Annotated in this window: 12 protein-coding genes; 9 read left to right on the top strand and 3 right to left on the bottom strand. The window is 70.0% G+C overall.

What is annotated here, in order from left to right:
• The first annotated feature begins 4 nt into the window (after positions 1–4).
• From H504_RS0100510 to H504_RS0100485, 6 genes are all read left to right on the top strand, one after another.
• Complete coding sequence (locus H504_RS0100510) at positions 5–469, top strand: FMN-binding protein (protein WP_026421158.1); 465 nt, start codon at positions 5–7, stop codon at positions 467–469.
• Complete coding sequence (locus H504_RS32605; protein ID WP_245614016.1) at positions 466–1215, top strand: FAD:protein FMN transferase; 750 nt, start codon at positions 466–468, stop codon at positions 1213–1215. The genes H504_RS0100510 and H504_RS32605 overlap by 4 nt, the downstream gene beginning before the upstream one ends.
• A gap of 47 nt (positions 1216–1262) precedes the next feature.
• Positions 1263–2759, top strand: coding sequence for a flavin-containing monooxygenase (locus tag H504_RS0100500; protein WP_035302878.1), 1497 nt, complete (start codon positions 1263–1265; stop codon positions 2757–2759).
• A gap of 366 nt (positions 2760–3125) precedes the next feature.
• Positions 3126–13232 carry a LamG domain-containing protein gene (locus H504_RS32600; protein ID WP_035302876.1) on the top strand — a complete coding sequence of 3369 codons (10107 nt, stop codon included), beginning with the start codon at positions 3126–3128 and terminating at the stop codon, positions 13230–13232.
• Positions 13233–13265: 33 nt separating this feature from the next.
• Positions 13266–13772: a DUF4265 domain-containing protein gene (locus H504_RS0100490; protein WP_026421156.1), complete on the top strand. Its 507-nt coding sequence runs from the start codon at positions 13266–13268 to the stop codon at positions 13770–13772.
• Positions 13769–14251, top strand: a complete 483-nt coding sequence (locus H504_RS0100485; protein WP_026421155.1) for a DUF4265 domain-containing protein — start codon at positions 13769–13771, stop codon at positions 14249–14251. The genes H504_RS0100490 and H504_RS0100485 overlap by 4 nt, the downstream gene beginning before the upstream one ends.
• 373 nt (positions 14252–14624) lie before the next feature.
• On the opposite strand, the gene H504_RS0100480 is transcribed toward H504_RS0100485, so the two are convergent.
• Positions 14625–14975 (bottom strand): MmcQ/YjbR family DNA-binding protein, encoded by a 351-nt coding sequence (locus H504_RS0100480; protein ID WP_026421154.1) that lies wholly within the window; start codon positions 14973–14975, stop codon positions 14625–14627.
• A gap of 66 nt (positions 14976–15041) precedes the next feature.
• Between H504_RS0100480 and H504_RS0100475 the strand changes: the two genes are divergently transcribed.
• The 3 genes from H504_RS0100475 (at position 15042) to H504_RS0100465 (ending at position 16441) form a co-directional block, all read left to right on the top strand.
• The gene (locus H504_RS0100475; protein WP_026421153.1) at positions 15042–15398 is read left to right on the top strand and encodes an ArsR/SmtB family transcription factor; all 357 of its coding nucleotides are present in this window, start codon (positions 15042–15044) and stop codon (positions 15396–15398) included.
• Complete coding sequence (locus H504_RS0100470; protein WP_026421152.1) at positions 15395–15880, top strand: SRPBCC family protein; 486 nt, start codon at positions 15395–15397, stop codon at positions 15878–15880. Before H504_RS0100475 ends, H504_RS0100470 begins: the two co-directional genes overlap by 4 nt.
• A 63-nt stretch (positions 15881–15943) precedes the next feature.
• Positions 15944–16441, top strand: coding sequence for a hypothetical protein (locus H504_RS0100465; protein ID WP_035302870.1), 498 nt, complete (start codon positions 15944–15946; stop codon positions 16439–16441).
• Here the strand turns inward: H504_RS0100465 and H504_RS32595 are convergent.
• Positions 16410–16946 (bottom strand): GNAT family N-acetyltransferase, encoded by a 537-nt coding sequence (locus tag H504_RS32595; protein ID WP_245614022.1) that lies wholly within the window; start codon positions 16944–16946, stop codon positions 16410–16412. The two genes, H504_RS0100465 and H504_RS32595, sit on opposite strands and share 32 nt — an antisense overlap.
• The gene (locus tag H504_RS38210; protein WP_051385345.1) at positions 16943–18220 is read right to left on the bottom strand and encodes a hypothetical protein; all 1278 of its coding nucleotides are present in this window, start codon (positions 18218–18220) and stop codon (positions 16943–16945) included. The genes H504_RS32595 and H504_RS38210 overlap by 4 nt, the downstream gene beginning before the upstream one ends.
• Positions 18221–18270 lie beyond the last annotated feature (50 nt).

The following is an 18270-nucleotide window of genomic DNA, read 5'->3' as shown; positions in this document are numbered from 1 at the left end:
TCCCGTGAAACGCATCGTCTTCTGGCTGTTGAGCACCGCGACCGTGGTCGTGCTGCTGTTCGGCTACCACACGTCCACCTCGGGCGCGATGACCGCGGAGTCCTCCGCCATCGCCCCGGCCAACGGCACCGCGGGCACTACCGGCACCGCGGGCAGCGGCAGCAGCTCCGGCTCGACGGGGACCACCGCGTCGGGCAAGACCTACACCGGCCCGGTCGCCGACACCCGCTGGGGCAACGTGCAGGTGCAGATCACCGTCGCCGACGGCAAGGTCACCGCCGTGTCGGTGCCGCAGCAGCCCAACGGCAACGGCCGCGACCGTGAGATCAACGCCCGCGCGGTGCCCATCCTGGTTCAGGAGACGTTGTCCGCGCAGAGCTCCGACATCGACATGGTCAGCGGCGCCACCGTCACCAGCGACGGCTACGTCCAGTCCCTGCAGGGCGCGTTGGACGAGGCGGGCCTGTGAGCACCGCACGCTACGTCGAGCACGTCATGGGGATGCCGATCAGCCTCGCCCTGCGCGGTAGGCACACCGACGACGACGCGGCCCACGAGGCGTGGGCCGCGGTCATGAACCGGTTGCGCGCGGTCGACCTCGTGTTCAGCACCTACCGGGACGACTCCTACATCACCCGTCTCGGTCGCGGTGAGATCGGCTTGGACGAGTGCCCGCCGGAGGTACCGGAGGTGTTGGCGCTGGGCGAGCAGGCCCGCCGCGACTCCACCGGCGCCTTCGACGTGTGGCGCGACGGCCTGGACCCGAGCGGCGTGGTGAAGGGCTGGGCCGCCGACCGCGCGGCCGATCACCTGCGGGCGTTGCCGGACACCGACTTCTGCCTGTCGGCGGGCGGTGACCTGGTCTGCCGAACCCTCGACCCGTACGGGCGCCCGTGGCGGATCGGGGTGGAACACCCGCACGACCCGGACCGGATCATCGCCGTCGTCCCGGTGACCACCGGCGCGGTCGCCACCTCCGGCACCGCGCACCGCGGCGAGCACATCGTCGACGCCCGCACCGGCCGCGCCCCCGCGGCCGTCGCGTCGGTGACGGTGGTGGGGGAGTCGTTGACGTGGGCCGACATCGACGCTACCGCCGCTTACGCGCACGGGCCCGACGCCGCCGAGTGGCTACGCACCCGCGTGGGCCGCAGCGGCCTGGTCGTGTGGGAGGACGGCTCAAGCACCGTCGTCGACGGCTACCGCCTGCCTTAACCGGCTCCGACTGGCCGATGTCCGCGCCGGTGGGCAGTCTGTCGCGCATGCGCGCGCACTTGGACGGCGAACACCTGGACGTGGTGGTCGTCGGGGCCGGGCTGTCCGGGATCGGCATGGCCTGCCACCTCGAACGCCACCGCCCCGGCACCGACTACGCGGTCCTGGAGGCCCGCCACGAGACGGGCGGCACGTGGAGCCTGTTCCGCTACCCGGGGGTGCGGTCGGACTCGGACATGCACACCCTGGGCTACCGGTTCCGGCCGTGGACGCGCCCGGAGACGATGCCCGCCGGGGCGGCGATCCTGGACTACCTGCGGGACACCGCGCGCGAGTACGGGGTGGACGGCCGGGTGTGGTTGCGGCACCGGTTGATCGCCGCGGACTGGTCGTCCGCGCGGTCGCGTTGGGTTCTGCGGGTCGAGCGTGACGGCGCGGAGCAGATGGAGTTCACGTGTTCGTTCCTGCTCATGTGCCCCGGTTATTACCGCTACGACGGCGGCCACCGTCCGCCGCTGCCGGATGTGGAGGCTTTCGCCGGGCGGGTCGTGCACCCGCAGTCCTGGCCGGAGGACCTCGACTACGCGGGCAAGCGGGTCGTGGTGTTGGGCAGCGGCGCCACGGCCGTGACCCTGGTCCCGGCGTTGGCACGCACGGCCGCGCACGTGACGATGCTGCAACGCTCCCCGAGTTACGTGCTGCCGCTGCCGTCGACCGATCGTCTCGTCGAGGTGCTCCCGCGCCTGCTGGGCGCACTCGGGCACCGACTGGTGCGGTGGAAGAACATCCTCGTCGCGACCGCGATGTACCGAGTGTGCCAACGCTACCCGCGGTTCATGCGCGGCGTATTGTTGCGGGCAGCGCGGTCCGCGTTGCCCGCGGGCTACCTGGTCGAGGTCCACTTCACCCCCCGCTACGACCCGTGGGACCAACGCATGTGCATGGTCCCCGACGGCGACTTCTTCACGGCGGTGTCCGACGGCAGGGCCACCGTGGTCACCGACACCATCACCGGTTTCACCCGCGACCGGATACAACTGTCCTCAGGAGACAGTGTTGAGGCCGACATCCTCGTCACCGCAACGGGTTTCAACCTGCACCTCTTCGGCGAGGCAACCCTGTCCGTCGACGGCCGCCCCATCCGCACCACCGAGACGGTCACCTACCGCGGCATGATGCTGGCTGGCGTGCCGAACATGGTCTACGTCCTCGGCTACACCAACGCCACCTGGACCCTCAAACTCGACCTGGTCGCCGACTACGTGTGCAAACTCCTGCGGCACATGACCGACAACGCCATCGCCGCCGCCACCCCGTCCACCCCCGGCCCGGAGATCGCGATCACCGCCTTCAAGGGACTCACCTCCGGCTACGCCGTCCGCGCCCTCGACCACCTGCCACGCCACGGCTCCCGCCCACCCTGGCAGGCCACGATGAACTACCTCCTGGACACCCTCACCCTCCGACGCACCCCCATCGCCAAGGACATGACCTTCACCCCACCCCCCGCCACCCCACCTGAGCAGCCCCCGAATCCAGCCTAGGCAAGAACGCCGACAACACGGCCCGCCCCCCCGCCCCGCTGTGGACACCCGACAGCAATGTGGACACAAGAACAAACCACACCCCCACCGCCGAGTTACCCACATCCCACCCACCCGTCCCCAGCCGTGTCGCACCCCGCCGGCTCCGTGGCCACCCGAAACTAGGCTGGATTCGGGGGCTGCTCAGACCGGCGTGATCATGGACCCACACCCTCCAAACCGTCCGGTCCATGCCAGATCGTCCGGTTTACCTGCGTTTTTACGACACTTGGGAGTCACCCGGCTGTTCGTTGTTCACCGGACAAGCCCTCAAACGACGTGAGCGCTGCTTACTTTTCCCGCTGACTCTGACTGGGGAGAATGGGCATGCGCGGTAGGTACGGGACCAGGCGAACGGTCTGGACGGCGGCACTGCTGGTCGTCTTCCTGGTGGTCCCGGTGGCGGTGTCCCCCGGCGCCGCGGATCAGTTGGGGCGGTCGGGGTGGCCGGGGTGGTCTTCGGCGTTGGCGTGGTTGGTGCCGGGGTCGGCTTCGGCGGACCCGCTGGACACGCCGAAGCAGGTCACCGGGACGGCCGCCGGTCTGGACCACTACGTGCCGACCGACGCGACCAGGGCCAAGCTGGACGAGAAGAAGCTCGCCGCGAAGACCAAGCAGGTCAAGTCGGCCGGTGACTCGGCCGCCTACGAGCCCCCCGCGGACAAGCGCAAGCAGCACACCACTCCCGTGGGGCCGAAGGCCGCGCATTTCGACCCCAAGACCAGCAAGCCGGTGAGCGCGGGCAGCACCCCCAAACACCAGGTGTTCGCCAACGCCGACGGGTCGCGGACCGACAAGGACTACCCGACACCCAGGAAGCAGGCGAACGCCGCCGAGGCCCCCGCCGACGCCGACACCACTCTGCAGGCCGGGCCGGATGGTCGGCTGCGGCCGCGCAAGTCCGGGATCACGGTGGAGATCGCGCCCACCGCGAACGACCCGGCGCTGGTCACGGTCGGCACCGGCCCGAGGGAGTCGGTGTCCTACTCCCTCACCGGCGCCAGGGCGGCGAAGGCGTCCACCGACGATCCATCCACTGTGGACTTCGCCGAGGTCCTGCCCGCCACCGACCTGACCCTGGACTCCACTCCCGCGGGCGTCAAGGAGTCGCTGGTCCTGCGCACCCGAGCCGCGACGAACTCGTGGACGTTCCCGCTGACCACCACCGGTCTGACCCCGCGCCTGGCCAACGGCGCCGTGGACTTCGTCGACGCGGCGGGCAAGGTCGAGCTGCGGATCCCGCGCGGAACCATGCACGACACCAGGCAGGACGGTGTCGCCGAGTCGAGCGCGATCACCTACGAGCTGGTCAAGACCGGCGCCACGACCTCGCTCAAGGTCACCGCCGACAAGAAGTGGCTCTCGGACCCGGCCCGGGTGTACCCGGTGGTCGTCGACCCGTCCATGGGCGCGATCTTCGCCAACTCCTCCACCTGGGTCGCCAGCCCCGAGGTGGGCGACCAGTCGTCGTCGATGACGATGAACATCGGCTCGAACACCGAGTCGCTGGTCTCGTTCGACCAGGTCACCACGGCGTTCCCTGGTCAGCGCCTGACCGCCGTGACGCTGAACGTGTTCGTCGTCTACTCCGTGACCTGCGCCGCCAAGCCGATGCAGGTCTCGCTGGTCAACAGCTACTGGTCGCCGAACTCGGTCACCTGGGCCACCCGCCCGACGCTGGGCGCGCAGGTCGGTCAGGTCAACGTCGCGACCGCCACGGCGTGCGCGAACACCAGCCAGAACATCAACGACGGCCAGTGGGTCCAGATCACCCTGGACCCGAACCAGATCCGGTGGAACGGCGGCACCCAGGTCAACTGGGGCCTGGCCATCACCACCGACGCCGGTTCCACGGGTAAGAAAGTCCTCGCCAGCTCCAACGCCGGTGTCCGGCAGGCGTACCTGACGATGGACTGGGTCGCCGACGAGGCCCCCGTCATCACCGACATGTGGCCCGCCAACGCCTACGCCGCGCCCACGCTGACCCCGACCCTGTCGGTGTCCGGCTACGACCCGGACAACTGGCCCGGCCCGCTGAGCTACCTGTGGCGGGTGTACGACACGTCGAACAACGTCGTCGACGAGGTCGTCACCCTGCCCGACCCCAACTCGACCCAGTCGAGCCACACCATCGCCCCGGGTGTGTTGAAGTGGAACCGGACCTACTTGTGGACAGCGATCGCCAACGACGGCTACCGCGACCAACCCGCGGACGAGGTCGAGTTCAAGAGTTTCACCACGACGATCCCGCAACCCGCGGTGTCCAGGTCGCTCGGGGCCAACCAGGACGGTCGCGGCTACGACCCGGTGGTGGGCAACTTCATGTCCGCCGCTACCGACGCCGAGGTGTCGACGGTGGGGCCGTCGCTGTCGGTGCAGCGGACCTACAACAGCGTCGACACCCGGTTGGACAACGCGTTCGGCCTCGGCTGGTCGAGCCTCTACGACAGCCGCGTCACCGAGCAGCGGGTCGGCACCACGATCATGACGGTCACGGTCGCCGACGCGAACGGTCAGCAGATCGTGTTCGGCCGGAACCCGGACGGCACCCTGGTCTCGCCACCCGGCCGTTCCGCCACACTCTTCAGCCTGCCCGCGGGCGGGTACCGGATGGTCGACGACAAGGACACCACCCGGCTCTACGGCAAGCAGTTGTCGACCGGCTTCGGCCTCACCAGCATCGTCGACGCCGCGTCCCGTGAGTTGACCTTCACCTACTCCGGGACCCGGCTGGCGTCGCTGACCGGCGCGTCCGGCCGGTCGCTCACCCTGACCTGGACCACCCCGTCCGGCGCGCTGCGCCCGCACATCGACACCGTCAGCACCGACCCGGTCAACCCGAACGTCCCCGGCAGCGCCCTGGTCTGGCACTACGCCTACTCCGGCGACAAGCTCACCGACGCCTGCCCACCCGGGGTCACCGTCCCCGCGCCCGGCACGCCGCCGGGCACCGCGACCGGCTGCACCCACTACGGCTACACGGCCACGACCCAGTACCCCAGCGCGGTCCTGGACAACTCGCCGACGAACTACTGGCGGCTGGGGGAGACCTCCGGCACCACGGCCGGTGACTCGGTGGTGCTGAACCAGAACACCACCAACGGCACCTACAACTCCGTGGCGTTCAACCAGCCCGGCGGCATCGCGGGCTCCACGGCGCGCTCGGTCGGGTTCAACGGCCTCACCGGGTCGGTCACCCTGCCGAACACCCTCTACGACGAGCCGGACAACCGGTCGATCAGCCTGTGGTTCAAGGCCGACTACGCCCGGCCGGGCGTGCTGCTGTCCTACAACGGGCAGTCGGTGACGGCGAACTCGTCGAGCACGGAGAGCTACCTCCCCGTGCTGTACATGGGTTCCAGCGGCAAGATCTACGCGACCCCCTACCAGGACGGCCAGAACACACCGAGCCCCGTCGTCACCGCGGGCAGCCTCGCCGACGGCCAGTGGCACAACGTGGTGCTGTCCAACACCCACGACAGCTACACCCTGTTCGTCGACGGCGGCCAGGTCGGCACGCAGACCAAGACCCGGTCGGTCACCATCGACGCGCTGCGCTACACCTACGTCGGCGCGGGTTTCCTCGGCTGGCAGTGGCCGGACCAGCCCAACCCGTCGACCTCGTACCAGGGTGTCCGCAGCACCTTCACCGGGTCGATCTCCGACGTCGCGTACTTCAACCACGTGCTGGACCCGGCGGCGGTCACCAAACTCGCCGACACCGGCCGCACCGTCGCCAACTCGATGACCACGGTCAACAAGCCCGGCGGCGGCGCGTACAGCTTCACCAGCTACGACCCGGCAGGCGGCCGCGTGTCGTCGGTGGTCGACAGCGCGGGCGGCAACTGGTCGGTCGGCAACCCGACCGTGACCGGCTCCAGCCAGGTCTACGCGGGCGCGGTGCTCGGCGCCGCGCCCCGGGACTACTGGCGGCTCGCCGACATGGCAGGCACCACGCCCCGCAACGAGGTCAACGGCGGGGCCGCCGAGTACCAGTCGGTCACCCTCGGCGGGCCGGGCCCGTTCAGCGACCGCACGGCCGCGTCGTTCAACGGGACGTCCTCGGCACTGGACCTGTCCCGCACCTATGTGGTGGGCACCAAGGGCTCCGGCGCGTCCCAGACCATCTCGATGTGGTTCCGCACCTCGGCCCGCAACGGCGTGCTGTTCAGCTACCAGGCCCAAGCCGTGACACCGGGCGCGACGAGCAGCGCCAACTACACCCCGGCGCTCTACGTCGGCAACGACGGCAAGCTGCAGGGCAAGTTCTGGGACGGCAACGCCACCACCATGTCGTCACCGAACGCGGTCGACGACGGCCTCTGGCACCACGTGGTCCTCACCGCGGGCGCCGGGAGCCAGGGCCTCTACCTCGACGGGGTGTCCGTGGGCAGCCGCGGCGGCACCGTCGACCCGGTCGACCTGTCGTCGACGGTCGTGACCCTGGTCGGCGCGGGCTTCCTCGGCGGCACCTGGCCGGACCAGAACCGCAGCGGCACAGGCGGCTCGGCCACCGCGACGTTCTTCTCCGGTTCCATCTCCGACGTCGCCTACTTCCCGTCCAGCGTGAACGCGGACAAGATCAAGGCGATCTGGCAGGCGGGGCAGCGCGCCACGGGCACCTCCCCGGTGCTGTCCGTGACGGTCACCGACCCCACCGGCAAGGCCCTGGTCCAGACGCACGACCCGCGGATGGGCAACCGGATGCTCTCCCGCGCCGACGCCCTGGGCAACGCGACCCGCTACGGCTACGACGAGTCGGGCAACCTGCAGACGGTGGTGGACCCCAACGGGAACACCACGGTCACCACGCACAACGCGAGCAACGGGCAGACCAGTTCGGTCACCACCTGCCAGAGCATCCAGTTGCAGCACTGCTCCACGACCTACTACTCCTACACCTCCGCGGCCGCGGGCGATCCCCAGTACGGGCTGGTCGCCTCCACCCGGGACGGCCGGACCACCGGGCCCACCGACAACCGGTACAAGACCACGTTCGGCTACGACGCGTTCGGCAACCAGACCTCGGTGCAGACCCCACCGGTGGCCGGGTTCCCCAACGGCCGCACGATGACCTTCGAGTACACCGCCCAAGGCGCCAACGGGGTCGACCCACCGCCGGGGTTGCCGACGAAGACGACCACGCCCGGCGGCTCGGTCCAGACGGCCCTCTACACCGCCGCGGGCGACGTCTACTCCTCGACCGACGCCGCGGGCGTGGTCACCGACTACGAGTACGACAACCTCGGCCGGATGACCGCCAGGCACGTCGTCGCCGACGGCGTGGAGCGGACCTCGCGCTACGAGTACAACAACCTGGGTCTGGTGTCCGTGCAGACCGACCCGGGTGTCCGCGACCGGGTCTCCGGGGTGACCCACACCGCACGCGCCACCACCGGTTACGACCTCGACGGCAACGCCACGATCCAGACGGTCGACGACATCACCGGCGGTGACACCAGCCGCGTCGTCCACTCGACGTACAACCCGCGCGGCCAGTTGACCGGTGTCACGGACGCGACGAACGCGTCGTGGACCTACGAGTACGACGTCTACGGCAACAAGTCCAAGGACACCGACCCCGCGGGCAACGTCGTCCGCTATGCCTACGACCCCAACCACAAGCTGCTGACGCAAACCCTGGTCGGCTACCGCGGTGACCCGAACAACCCGGGCACACCCACCGACCTGGTGGAGTCGTCGCGGGCGTACGACCCGGCGGGACGGCTCGCGTCGATCACCGACTCGATGGGCAGGCGGACCCGCTACACCTACTACGACGACGGCAAGGTCTTCCAGGTCATCCGGGTCGGGCCCAACACCTCCGAGATGGGCCTGGAGATGGACAGCTACGACGGCGCGGGCCACCTGACCGGGCAGAGCAAGGACAACGGCGCCACCTCTGTCCTCTACGAGATCGACGCCGCGGGCCGCACCGCGGCCGTGACCGACCCGGACGGCATCCGCCGCACCGCCTACGAGTTCTCCGCCGACGACAAGATCACCAAGCAGACCACCACCGGAGCGGGCAAGACCCGGGTCACCTCGGCCACCTACGACCCGTCCGGTCTGGCGTTGACCCAGACGGTGTCGACCGCGACCGGGCCGGTCACCACCACGACCGTGCGCAACCAGCTCGGCCTGCCGACCACGGTGACCGACCCACTGGGGCGGGTGACCACCTACTCCTACGACGACGCGGGCAAGGTGTTCTCCGTCCTCGCCCCACAGGTGCAGGTGGAGAACGGGGTCGACGCGCCCGGCGCGACCCAGCCGAACAGCAAGTACGGGTACAGCACCTTCGGCGAGCAGGTCGAGGAGGTCAACCCCAACGGAGGCGTGACCAGGACCGCCTACGACGCGGGGGGCCGGGTCACCTCGGTGCGGGCCCCGGGTACGTCCACGGCCACGAAGACCAACGCCTACAACGGGTTGGGCCAGTTGACCGAGGTCAAGGACTCGTTCGGCAAGGCGACCACGTACTCCTACACGCAGCTCGGTGATCTTTCGAAGGTCGTGGCCCGCGACGGCGGTGTCACCACCTACACCTATGACACCAACGGCGAGCGACTGTCCACGACGGACCCGACCGGCGCGGTCACCCAGGCGACCTACAACCACCTCGGCAAACCGCTGACCGCGACCGAGGTGATCCGCCAGCCCACCCCGCACGCGGCCACCACGACGTTCGACTACAACGACTACAACCAGGTGCGGGGCGTGGCGTCGCCCGGGTCGGGCAGCACCACCTACGAGTACGACACCCTCGGCCAGGTGGCCTGGCAGATCGACCCCACCGGCTTCATGACGTCTTTCAGCTACGACCACCTGGGCAGGCCGTTCCGCGCCTACCAGGCCGACGGCCTCACCAGCGAGACGACCTTTGACGACCTGGGCAACGCGACCTCGGTCAAGAAAACCAAGAACGGCGCCACGCTCAACGAGGTCAAGGCGACCTACGACAAGGGCAGCAGGCTGCTGACCCAGACCGACGCGGCAGGCGCGACCACCACCTACTCCTACGACGACCTGGACCGGTTGACCCAGACCGTCCAACCGGTCACGTCGACCAGTTCGATCACGTCGTCGTACGGGTATGACAATTCGGGCAACCTGACCCGGTTCACCGACGGCCGCGGCGGGGTCTTCAAGACCGTCTACAACGCGTGGAACCTGCCCCGCCAGATCGTGGAGCCCGCCACCACGCAGTACCCGAACGCCACGGACCGCACGTTCACGGCGAGCTACGACTTCAACGGTCGACTGACCGGTCGGACCTCGCCGGGCGGGGTGAGCACGTCGTTCACCTACGACGACATGGACCGGGTCACCAAGCAGACCGGCACCGGCGCGGCCGCGGGCACGATCGACCGGACCTTCGGCTACGACCTGGCCGGTCGCGTCACCTCGGCCTCGGCGCCGGGTGGGACGACCAACAACTACACCTACGACGACCGCGGCATGGTGCTGACCACCGCGGGTCCGGGCGGGACGGCCGGTTTCGCCTACGACAACGGCGGTCGACTGACCCAGCGCACGGACGCCGCCGGTACCGCCAACTACGGCTACGACAGCTCAGGTCGCCTGCACACCGCGTCGGACCCGTTGACCGGCGCGCAGTTGACCTACGACTACGGCCAGGCGTCGCTGCTGTCGAAGATCACCTACGGCACCGGCGGCAACGTCCGCACCTTCGGCTACGACGACCTGCGGCAGCTCACCTCCGACGTGGTCAAGACGGCCGGAGGGGCGCAGGTCGCCTCGATCGCCTACGGCTACAACGGCAACGGCGACATGACCTCGAAGAACACCACCGGGGCCGCGGGGGCGTCGAACAACACCTACACCTACGACCAGGCCCGCCGGTTGACCTCCTGGACCACGGGCTCGACCACGACGAACTACGGCTACGACGCCTCCGGCAACCGCACCCAGGCCGGGTCGAAGACCTTCACCTACAACGCCCGCAACCAACTGCTCAACGACGGCACCAGCGACTACGCCTACACCGCGCGCGGAACGCTGTCGGGCATCACGACGGCGGGCAACACGACCCAGATCACCTCGAACGCGTTCGACGAGGAGATCACCCGGGGTGTGCAGACCTACACCTACGACGCCTTCGGTCGGGTCAACACCGCCACGACCATGGGCCAGAGCGCCCGGCAGATGGTCTACAGCGGCACCGGCAACTCGGTCGTGAGCGACGGGACCGCGCTGTACAGCCGGGGCCCCGGCGACGACCTGCTCGGCGTCAAACAGGGCGGCCGGTCGGAGCTGGCGTACACCGACCAGCACGACGACGTCATCGGCACCTTCTCGGCGGCGGGTTCGTCGCTCGGCGGGTCCACCAGCTACGACCCGTGGGGCGCGAAGACCGCGTCGAGCACCCCGATCGGCAACCTGGGCTTCCAGTCGGGGTGGACCGAGCAGGGCAACGGCCAGGTCAACATGGGCACCCGCTGGTACAGCCCCGGGATCGGCCAGTTCACCACCCGCGACACCGCCGACAACTCACCCGTCCCGACCCCCATCGCCGGTCACCGCTACGCCTACCTCGGCAACAACCCGCTCAACGGCACCGACACCAGCGGCACCTGCGGCGGGTTCTGGGGCTGGGCCTGCGACGCCTGGGACGGCGTCACCAGCGCCGCCGACACGGCCTGGAACGCCACCACCGACGCGGCGAGTTGGGCCTGGAACACCGCGTCGGACGCCGCGAGTTGGGCGTGGAACACCGCGTCCGACGCGGTGAACTGGGCGTGGAACGGCGTCAAGACCGCGGCGGTCGCCGTCGGCCACGCCGCCGTTGCGGTCGGCCACGCGGTGTCCGACGCGGCGAAGTGGCTCGGCAGACAGGTCGCCGCGGGCGCCAAAGCCGTCGGCAACGCCGCCAAGGGAGTCGGCCAGGCCGTGGCCAAGGTCGCCGGCAAGGTCTACGACGCGGGAGCCACGGCCGCGAAGGCGGCGGCAGGCGCCGTCCGCCACGCCGTGACCACCGTCGCCGACCAGATCGACGACCTCTACCAAACCGGCCGCGCCGCCGTCGTCGAGGCCTACCACGAACTGCAAAGCGTCGCCCAGAAGACCCTCGAGACGGTCACCCAGTTCGCCGCCGACGTCGTCGACACCGTCAGGGTGGGGGTCGCCACCGCCTACAACGCCGCCCAGACAGCGGTCACGTCGGCGACCCAGTGGGTCGAGAACCACGCCCCCGCCATCGTCGACTTCGTCGTCTCCACCGCGGTGTTCCTCGGCTGCGAGGCCGTCATCGGCATCCCGACCGCCGGGATCGGCGCGGTCGCGGGCGCCGCCGGCTGCGGAGCCCTCGCAGGCGCCGCCGGGGGAGCGGCCGCCTACGGCGTCCAAGCCGCCCAGTCCGGCCAGTTCTCCTGGAGCGACCTCGGCATGGCCGCCCTCACCGGCGGCGGCGTCGGCGCCGTCATGGGCCCCCTCGGCTACGCGGGCGGCAAAGTCCTCGGCTACGCCGCCAAGGCCGCCGCAGGCGCCTTCGGCCGAGGCACCGCCGAAGCCACCGCCTCCGACGCGGTCCGCGCCGCCACCGACACCGGCGGTGGCAAGGCAGCCGCAGGCAGCGGCCGAACCGCCGCCGACACCGCAGGCACCCCCAAGCCCTCCGGCAGCTCAGGCAGACCCCCGTCGGAGAGTTCATCCAGCGGCTGCCACAGCTTCGACGGCGCCACCCGCGTCCTGATGGCAGGCGGCCTCACCAAGCCCATCAAGGACATCCACGTCGGCGACCGAGTCGTCGCCGCCGACCCCGGCACCGGCGAACAGGGTGAACACACCGTCACCGCCCTCCACGTCAACAACGACCTCGACCTCGCCGACGTCACCGTCCGCGGCTCCGACGGCGCCGAGGCCGTAGTCCACACGACGGCCGGACACCAGTTCTGGGACGCCACCACCCACACCTGGCAAGACGCCGTTGACCTGGCCACAGGCGACGACCTGGCTACCGCCGACGGCAGCAAAACGGTCGTCACCGGGGTCACCACCCACACCGGGCCTAGGACCAGCTACGACCTCACGGTCGATGTGGTCCACACGTACTATGTGCTCGCTGGCCTCGTCCCCGTACTCGGCCACAACTGCGGCTCGGACTTCACCGACGTCGAGCGGGAGAAGGTCTACGCGGCGAACGCCGAAGCGAACGGCGGGGTGTACAAGTGCGAGTATTGCGGCAAGGAGGTCACGAGACGTCCTTCCGAGAAGGGCGTGCCGGGCCAGCATGACGACGCGCAGATCGACCACGTGGTCCCGAAGTCGCAGGGTGGGCTGGGAGTCGCGTCCAACGGCGCCGTGTCGTGCCGTTCGTGCAACCGGTCGAAGGGTCCGCTGACCATGGGCGAGTGGGACACGAAGATTATCCGGACCCTCGGAGACTTCGGGATCAAGATCAGAGTCAGGTGAGATCATCACTTCGGAGTCTGGAAGGATTGCCTAGTGGCAGACTGGGATAGGGACCCGCTCGGTTTGACCAAGGTCGCTTTTGACCTGCCGGAAGACGTGGTGGCCCGGACAATGATGTTCACCGAGCAGTTGTGGACCGAATACACGGACACCCAATACCAGCTTTGCGTTCGGAACGCCCCTTTCTTCGTGCGGGGGATCGCGATCGATGATGTGATCCGCTTCCGGATCGACCACGAACGGCGGGAGTTCGTCTACGAAGAGTTGATCTCCGAATCGGAGAACTCGGCGATTCAAATCACCGTGCTCGACCGGTCGTGTGTCACCGAGGCGCGCGAACTGCTGGTGAACGCCCGGTGTCCCTGGGACACAAACCCGGAGGACGGATTGTGGGCGGTCCATGTACCCGCACAAACGGACTACGCCGCGCTGCGCGCCGAACTGCTGCGGCTGAAGGAAGCCGGCTCGCTGGACTTCGTGGAAGCCGCCCTCCGGCCGGGCCACCGCGAGTCCGCCGGTCTGTCGAAGGAGCGCGGGTGACGGGTTCGCCGACCGGGATGTGCAAGGTTGTCTTCGAACTCCCGGACGAGGTCATCGCCCGTGCTCCCGGGATGACCGAGGCGATGTGGGCCGAGCGCACGACCACCCCGTACCTGCTCACAGTCGCCAACATCCCCTTCTACGTGCCCGGGATCGCCTTCGGTGACACGATCCGGATCCGCATCGACCTGGTGAACCGCGAGTTCCTCCACGAGGAACTGGTGGCCGAGTCGGGCAACTCCACGATCCAGTTCACCCTCGCCGACGCCGCGCGAGCCGACGAGATCGGTGCGCTGCTGACCGAGGCGGGCGGCGAATGGGAATCCAGCGGCAGGCACGGGTTCTGGGCGGTCAACGTGCCGCCGGCGACGGACTACACCCCCTTGCGCACGCAACTCCTGCGGTTGCGGGACACCGGAGTGATCGACATGCGGGAGTCCGCAATCCGCCCGGGGCACCGACCGCCGCGCGAGGACTGACCAACTCACCATATCGGCCCGGCCGGGTCGGCGCGGTGAGTTCGGTGACGCGCCCGGGTCGGGCGGCGTCGTCAGCGACGCGGTGTCCTGGCTGGTCACGCCAGACGCCTCGCTCACCCCCGACGAGGCCTACGGCGGTTCATCCGCCTGGGACCGCACGCGCGCCCGTCGATCGACGGACTGCGCTCGACCATGGCCTGGGCGAACGCCTCGTTGAAGCCATGGTCGAGATGAAGCGCGTCAGGGACCTCGATCTTGACGCGGTCGGCGACACTCCTCCTAAAAGGCCAGGCGGCGAGTTTGCGCGAACCCGCACACCCGCCGCTGCACCGGTGCCCGCCGAGCCGCCGGCCACATCGGTACCCGACTCCTGTCACCGACCCGCCGGGTCCGGGGCCAGGGTGAGCAGGTCCTCGGGCGCGGTGAGCCGCCAGGCTTCGAAGACGAGTTCGGTGAGTTCGGCGCGGTCGACGCCTGCGAGGGTGACGACGACCCAGCCGAATCCGCCGGAGGTGAACTGGACCTCGAACACGTCGGGGCGTTCGGCGACCAGGGCGAGCTGTTCGGACAGGGTCTGCTTGAGCCCGACGGTCTGGGTGCGGGGCCAGTAGTAGCCGAACTTGCGGCCGCCGACGCTGAACGACGTGTAGGTGGGGCCCTCGCCCCGGGTGATGTCGGGAAGGGCGTCGACGACCTCGAGGAAGTCCGGACCGCTCTGTGGCATGGCCGCAGCATAGGGACCGGGACCGACACTTGACGACGATGCCGACCCCACCTAACGTACAACCGCGTGGTTGTACGTCAGTGGGACGCGAGTGAGGTGGACCGGGTCTTCCACGGCCTGGCCGACGCCACTCGGCGGGACATCGTGGAACAGGTGCTGAGTCGGGAGCAGTCCGTCTCGACGTTGGCCCGCCGCTACGACATGAGCTTCGCGGCGGTGCAGAAGCACGTCGCGGTGCTCGAACGCGCCCGGCTGGTCACCAAGCAACGCCGGGGCAGGGAGCAGATCGTGCGCGGCAACCCGGACGTCCTGCGCCGGGCCGTCCACCTGCTCGACGCCTACGAGCGGATCTGGCGGGACCGGGCGCGGGCCATCGACGACATCCTCGCCGAGGACATCGACACCGAGAGGACAGCACAGTGACCGTGATCAGCACGCACAAGGACCCGGAGGCGCTGACGATGACGTTCGTCGCCGAGTTCGCCGCCCCCGTCGAGCGGGTGTGGCAGGTGTGGCAGGACCCGCGGCAACTGGAGCGCTGGTGGGGGCCGCCGACCTGGCCCGCGACCTTCGAGCGGCACGAGTTCACCGTCGGCGGCGCCAGCGCCTACCACATGTCCGGCCCCGAGGGCGAGAAGTACCGCGGCTGGTGGCGGGTCACCGCCCTCGACGCCCCCACCCACCTGGAGTTCGACGACGGTTTCGCCGACGACGACGGCAACCCCAACCCGTCGATGCCCGCGACGCACATCGTGGTCACGCTCGCCCCCGCCGACTCCGGCACCCGGATGACCAGCGTCACCCGTTTCCCCACCCTGGCCGCCCTCGAACAGTTGGCGGGCATGGGCATGGAAGAGGGCATGCGCCTGGCCATGGGCCAGATCGACGACATCCTCACCGCCTGACCCCCTGGTGGGCGTTACCCAAAAGGGGTAACGCCCACCAGCCGCGTTCCGATCCGTCCAGTGATGACCGCCCGCACCGCCACCCGCCGCGCCTGGCCCGCGCTCGCCCTGCTCGTGGCCTCCTGCGCCGCCCCCGTGCCCGGCACCCCCGTGGCCGCCCCGGTCGTCCCCACCTTCACCACCCCGGCGCCTCCCACGTCCGAGTCCGCCGCGGCCCCCACCGAGACATCCGTCCAGACGTCCACGGAGCCGTCCGAGACCTCCCCAGCGCCCCCGACCCCGGAGTCAGTGGTCCGCGCGTATTTCGACGCGATCAACGCCCACGACTACCAACGCGCCTGGGACCTCGGCGGCAAGAACACCGGCAAGTCCTTCACCGACTTCTCCACCGGTTTCGCAGGCACCGACCACGACGTGCTGACCATCCAGTCGGTCACCGGCCCCACCGTCACCATCGACCTGGTCGCCCACCAGACCGACGGCACCTCCCGCTCCTTCCACGGCACCTACACCGTCACCGGCGACACGATCACCGCCACCCAGGTCCACGCCACCGGCTGACCTCAGAGCGCTCTCGTGGTGAACAGGGTGGTCCCGTGGACCGGGTCCATGTCCCCGCGCCGGTCTCGGTGAACCCGAGCTTGGCCGGCACCCGCCGCGACGCGGTGTTCCAATCCCAGACTGTCACCCACACCCGCCGGTACCCCGAGGACCTCGCCCAGTCCAGTACCGCCGCCGACGCCTCGGTCGCGTACCCCTGCCCCCACGCGCGGCGCAGCAGTTCGTAGGCCAGTTCCGGTTCGGCCGCCCGTTCGCCGTCGACGAGCCCGCAGTGGCCGATGACGTCGCCGGTGGTCTTGCGTTCGACGGCGAGCAGCCCGGTCGACGACGGCAGGCTCGCGTGGATCCGCTGTTCGAACTCGGCGACCGTGGGGTGTCCTTCGGGGTCGATCCGGCGGTGTGGGGGCACTCGGGGGTCGCGTTCGGTCCACAGTTCGCGCTGGATGTGGGCCTCGACGACTCGCCAGGGGCGCAGCAGCCGGTCGGTGTCGAGTTCGACGGTCATGACGGTGTGCGCCGGGTGGGGACGGGGCGGGTGGCGGTGACGGTGAGGCCGAGGGCGGTGGCGAGGGTGGCGAGGTAGTCGATGACGCGGGCGGTGGGGTGGGGGAGTCGGATCTCGGTGAGGTCGGGGTCGGTGGTGGCAGCGTGCCGGGGTGCCATGCGGGTGACCTCGGTGCGGAACAGGGCGCGGGTGATGAGGGGGGCGGCGGGGTCGAGCCGCAGGGTCGTGGTGTTCGGGTCGGGTGTGCTTGTGGGTGTGTGCAGTTCGGCGGCGGGCAGTGGGGTGAGTCGACCGGTGAGCGCCTGGTCGAGGAGGGTGCGGGTGCCGATCTCGGCGAGCAGGGTGTTGCCGTCGGGTGGGGTGGGGCTGTCGAGGAGGGCGCGCAGGTGGTTGGTGCTGTGGGGGAGCGCGGCGAGGTGGCGGGCGGTGTGCAGGGTGCGGGTAGCGGCGGTGTGGGCGTCGCGGAGGTCGGCCAGTTCGGTGGTGAGGCGTTCGGTGTCGGCACGGGCGACGGCGAGGCCCGCGGTGAGGTGATCGCGGTCGGCGGTGGCCTGGGCGAGGCGGGACGCGAGGTCGTCCGCGGCGGCGAGTTTGCCCTGCAGTTCCAGGACATGGGCGCGTTCGGTGTCGCGGTCGGCGGTGAGCCGGGTGACCTGGTCGGTGAGGGTGTCGGCGCGGGCGCCGGCGGCGTCGCGGGTCTTGGCGGCGTCGGTGGCGGCGAGGACGGCGTCGCGGCGGGCTTGTTCGGCGGTCGCGGCTTGGGCGACGGCCTCGGCGGCGGTCTTACGGGCCTCGGCCGCCGCGCGTAGCGACGTCTCCCGCTCGACGCGGGCCTGGTCGGTCTCGGCGCGGCAGGTGACGGCGGCGGCCTCGGCGTCGCGACGGAGGCGTTCGGCCTCGGCGGCGGCCCGGGACGCGGCTTCGGCGTGCGCTTCCGCCTCGGCGACGCGGACGGTCTCGGCGCGCACGACCTCCCCCTGCCGTTCGACGACCGCGGTGGTCTCCCCGAGCGCGACGGTCACGGGGGACAGGACGTCACGCAGCCGGGTCAGGGTCTGGTCGAGGACGACGAGCGGGTCGTCGGTGGCGGTGTCACCCCGCGCGGCCCGGTAGAGGACGACCGTGGCGCCGTGGCGTTTGCAGGAGAACGTGCCGTCGTCCCAGCGTCCTTCTCCGTCCGGGCAGTAGCGCAGTCGTGGTCCGCCGCGGGCGCCGACGCGTTCGGGCAGGCCCTGCCCACAGCACAGACACGTGTCCGCCGCGACCTCGTCCATCTCCAGCCTCCATAGTTGCTGCTAACTATAACTCAATCATAGTCATATCC

The sequence above is a fragment of the Actinokineospora inagensis DSM 44258 genome (assembly GCF_000482865.1).
Classification (GTDB): Bacteria; Actinomycetota; Actinomycetes; order Mycobacteriales; family Pseudonocardiaceae; genus Actinokineospora; species Actinokineospora inagensis.
The sequence above is the reverse complement of the archived record's forward strand: the minus strand, read 5'-3'. Positions and strand labels throughout refer to the sequence as shown.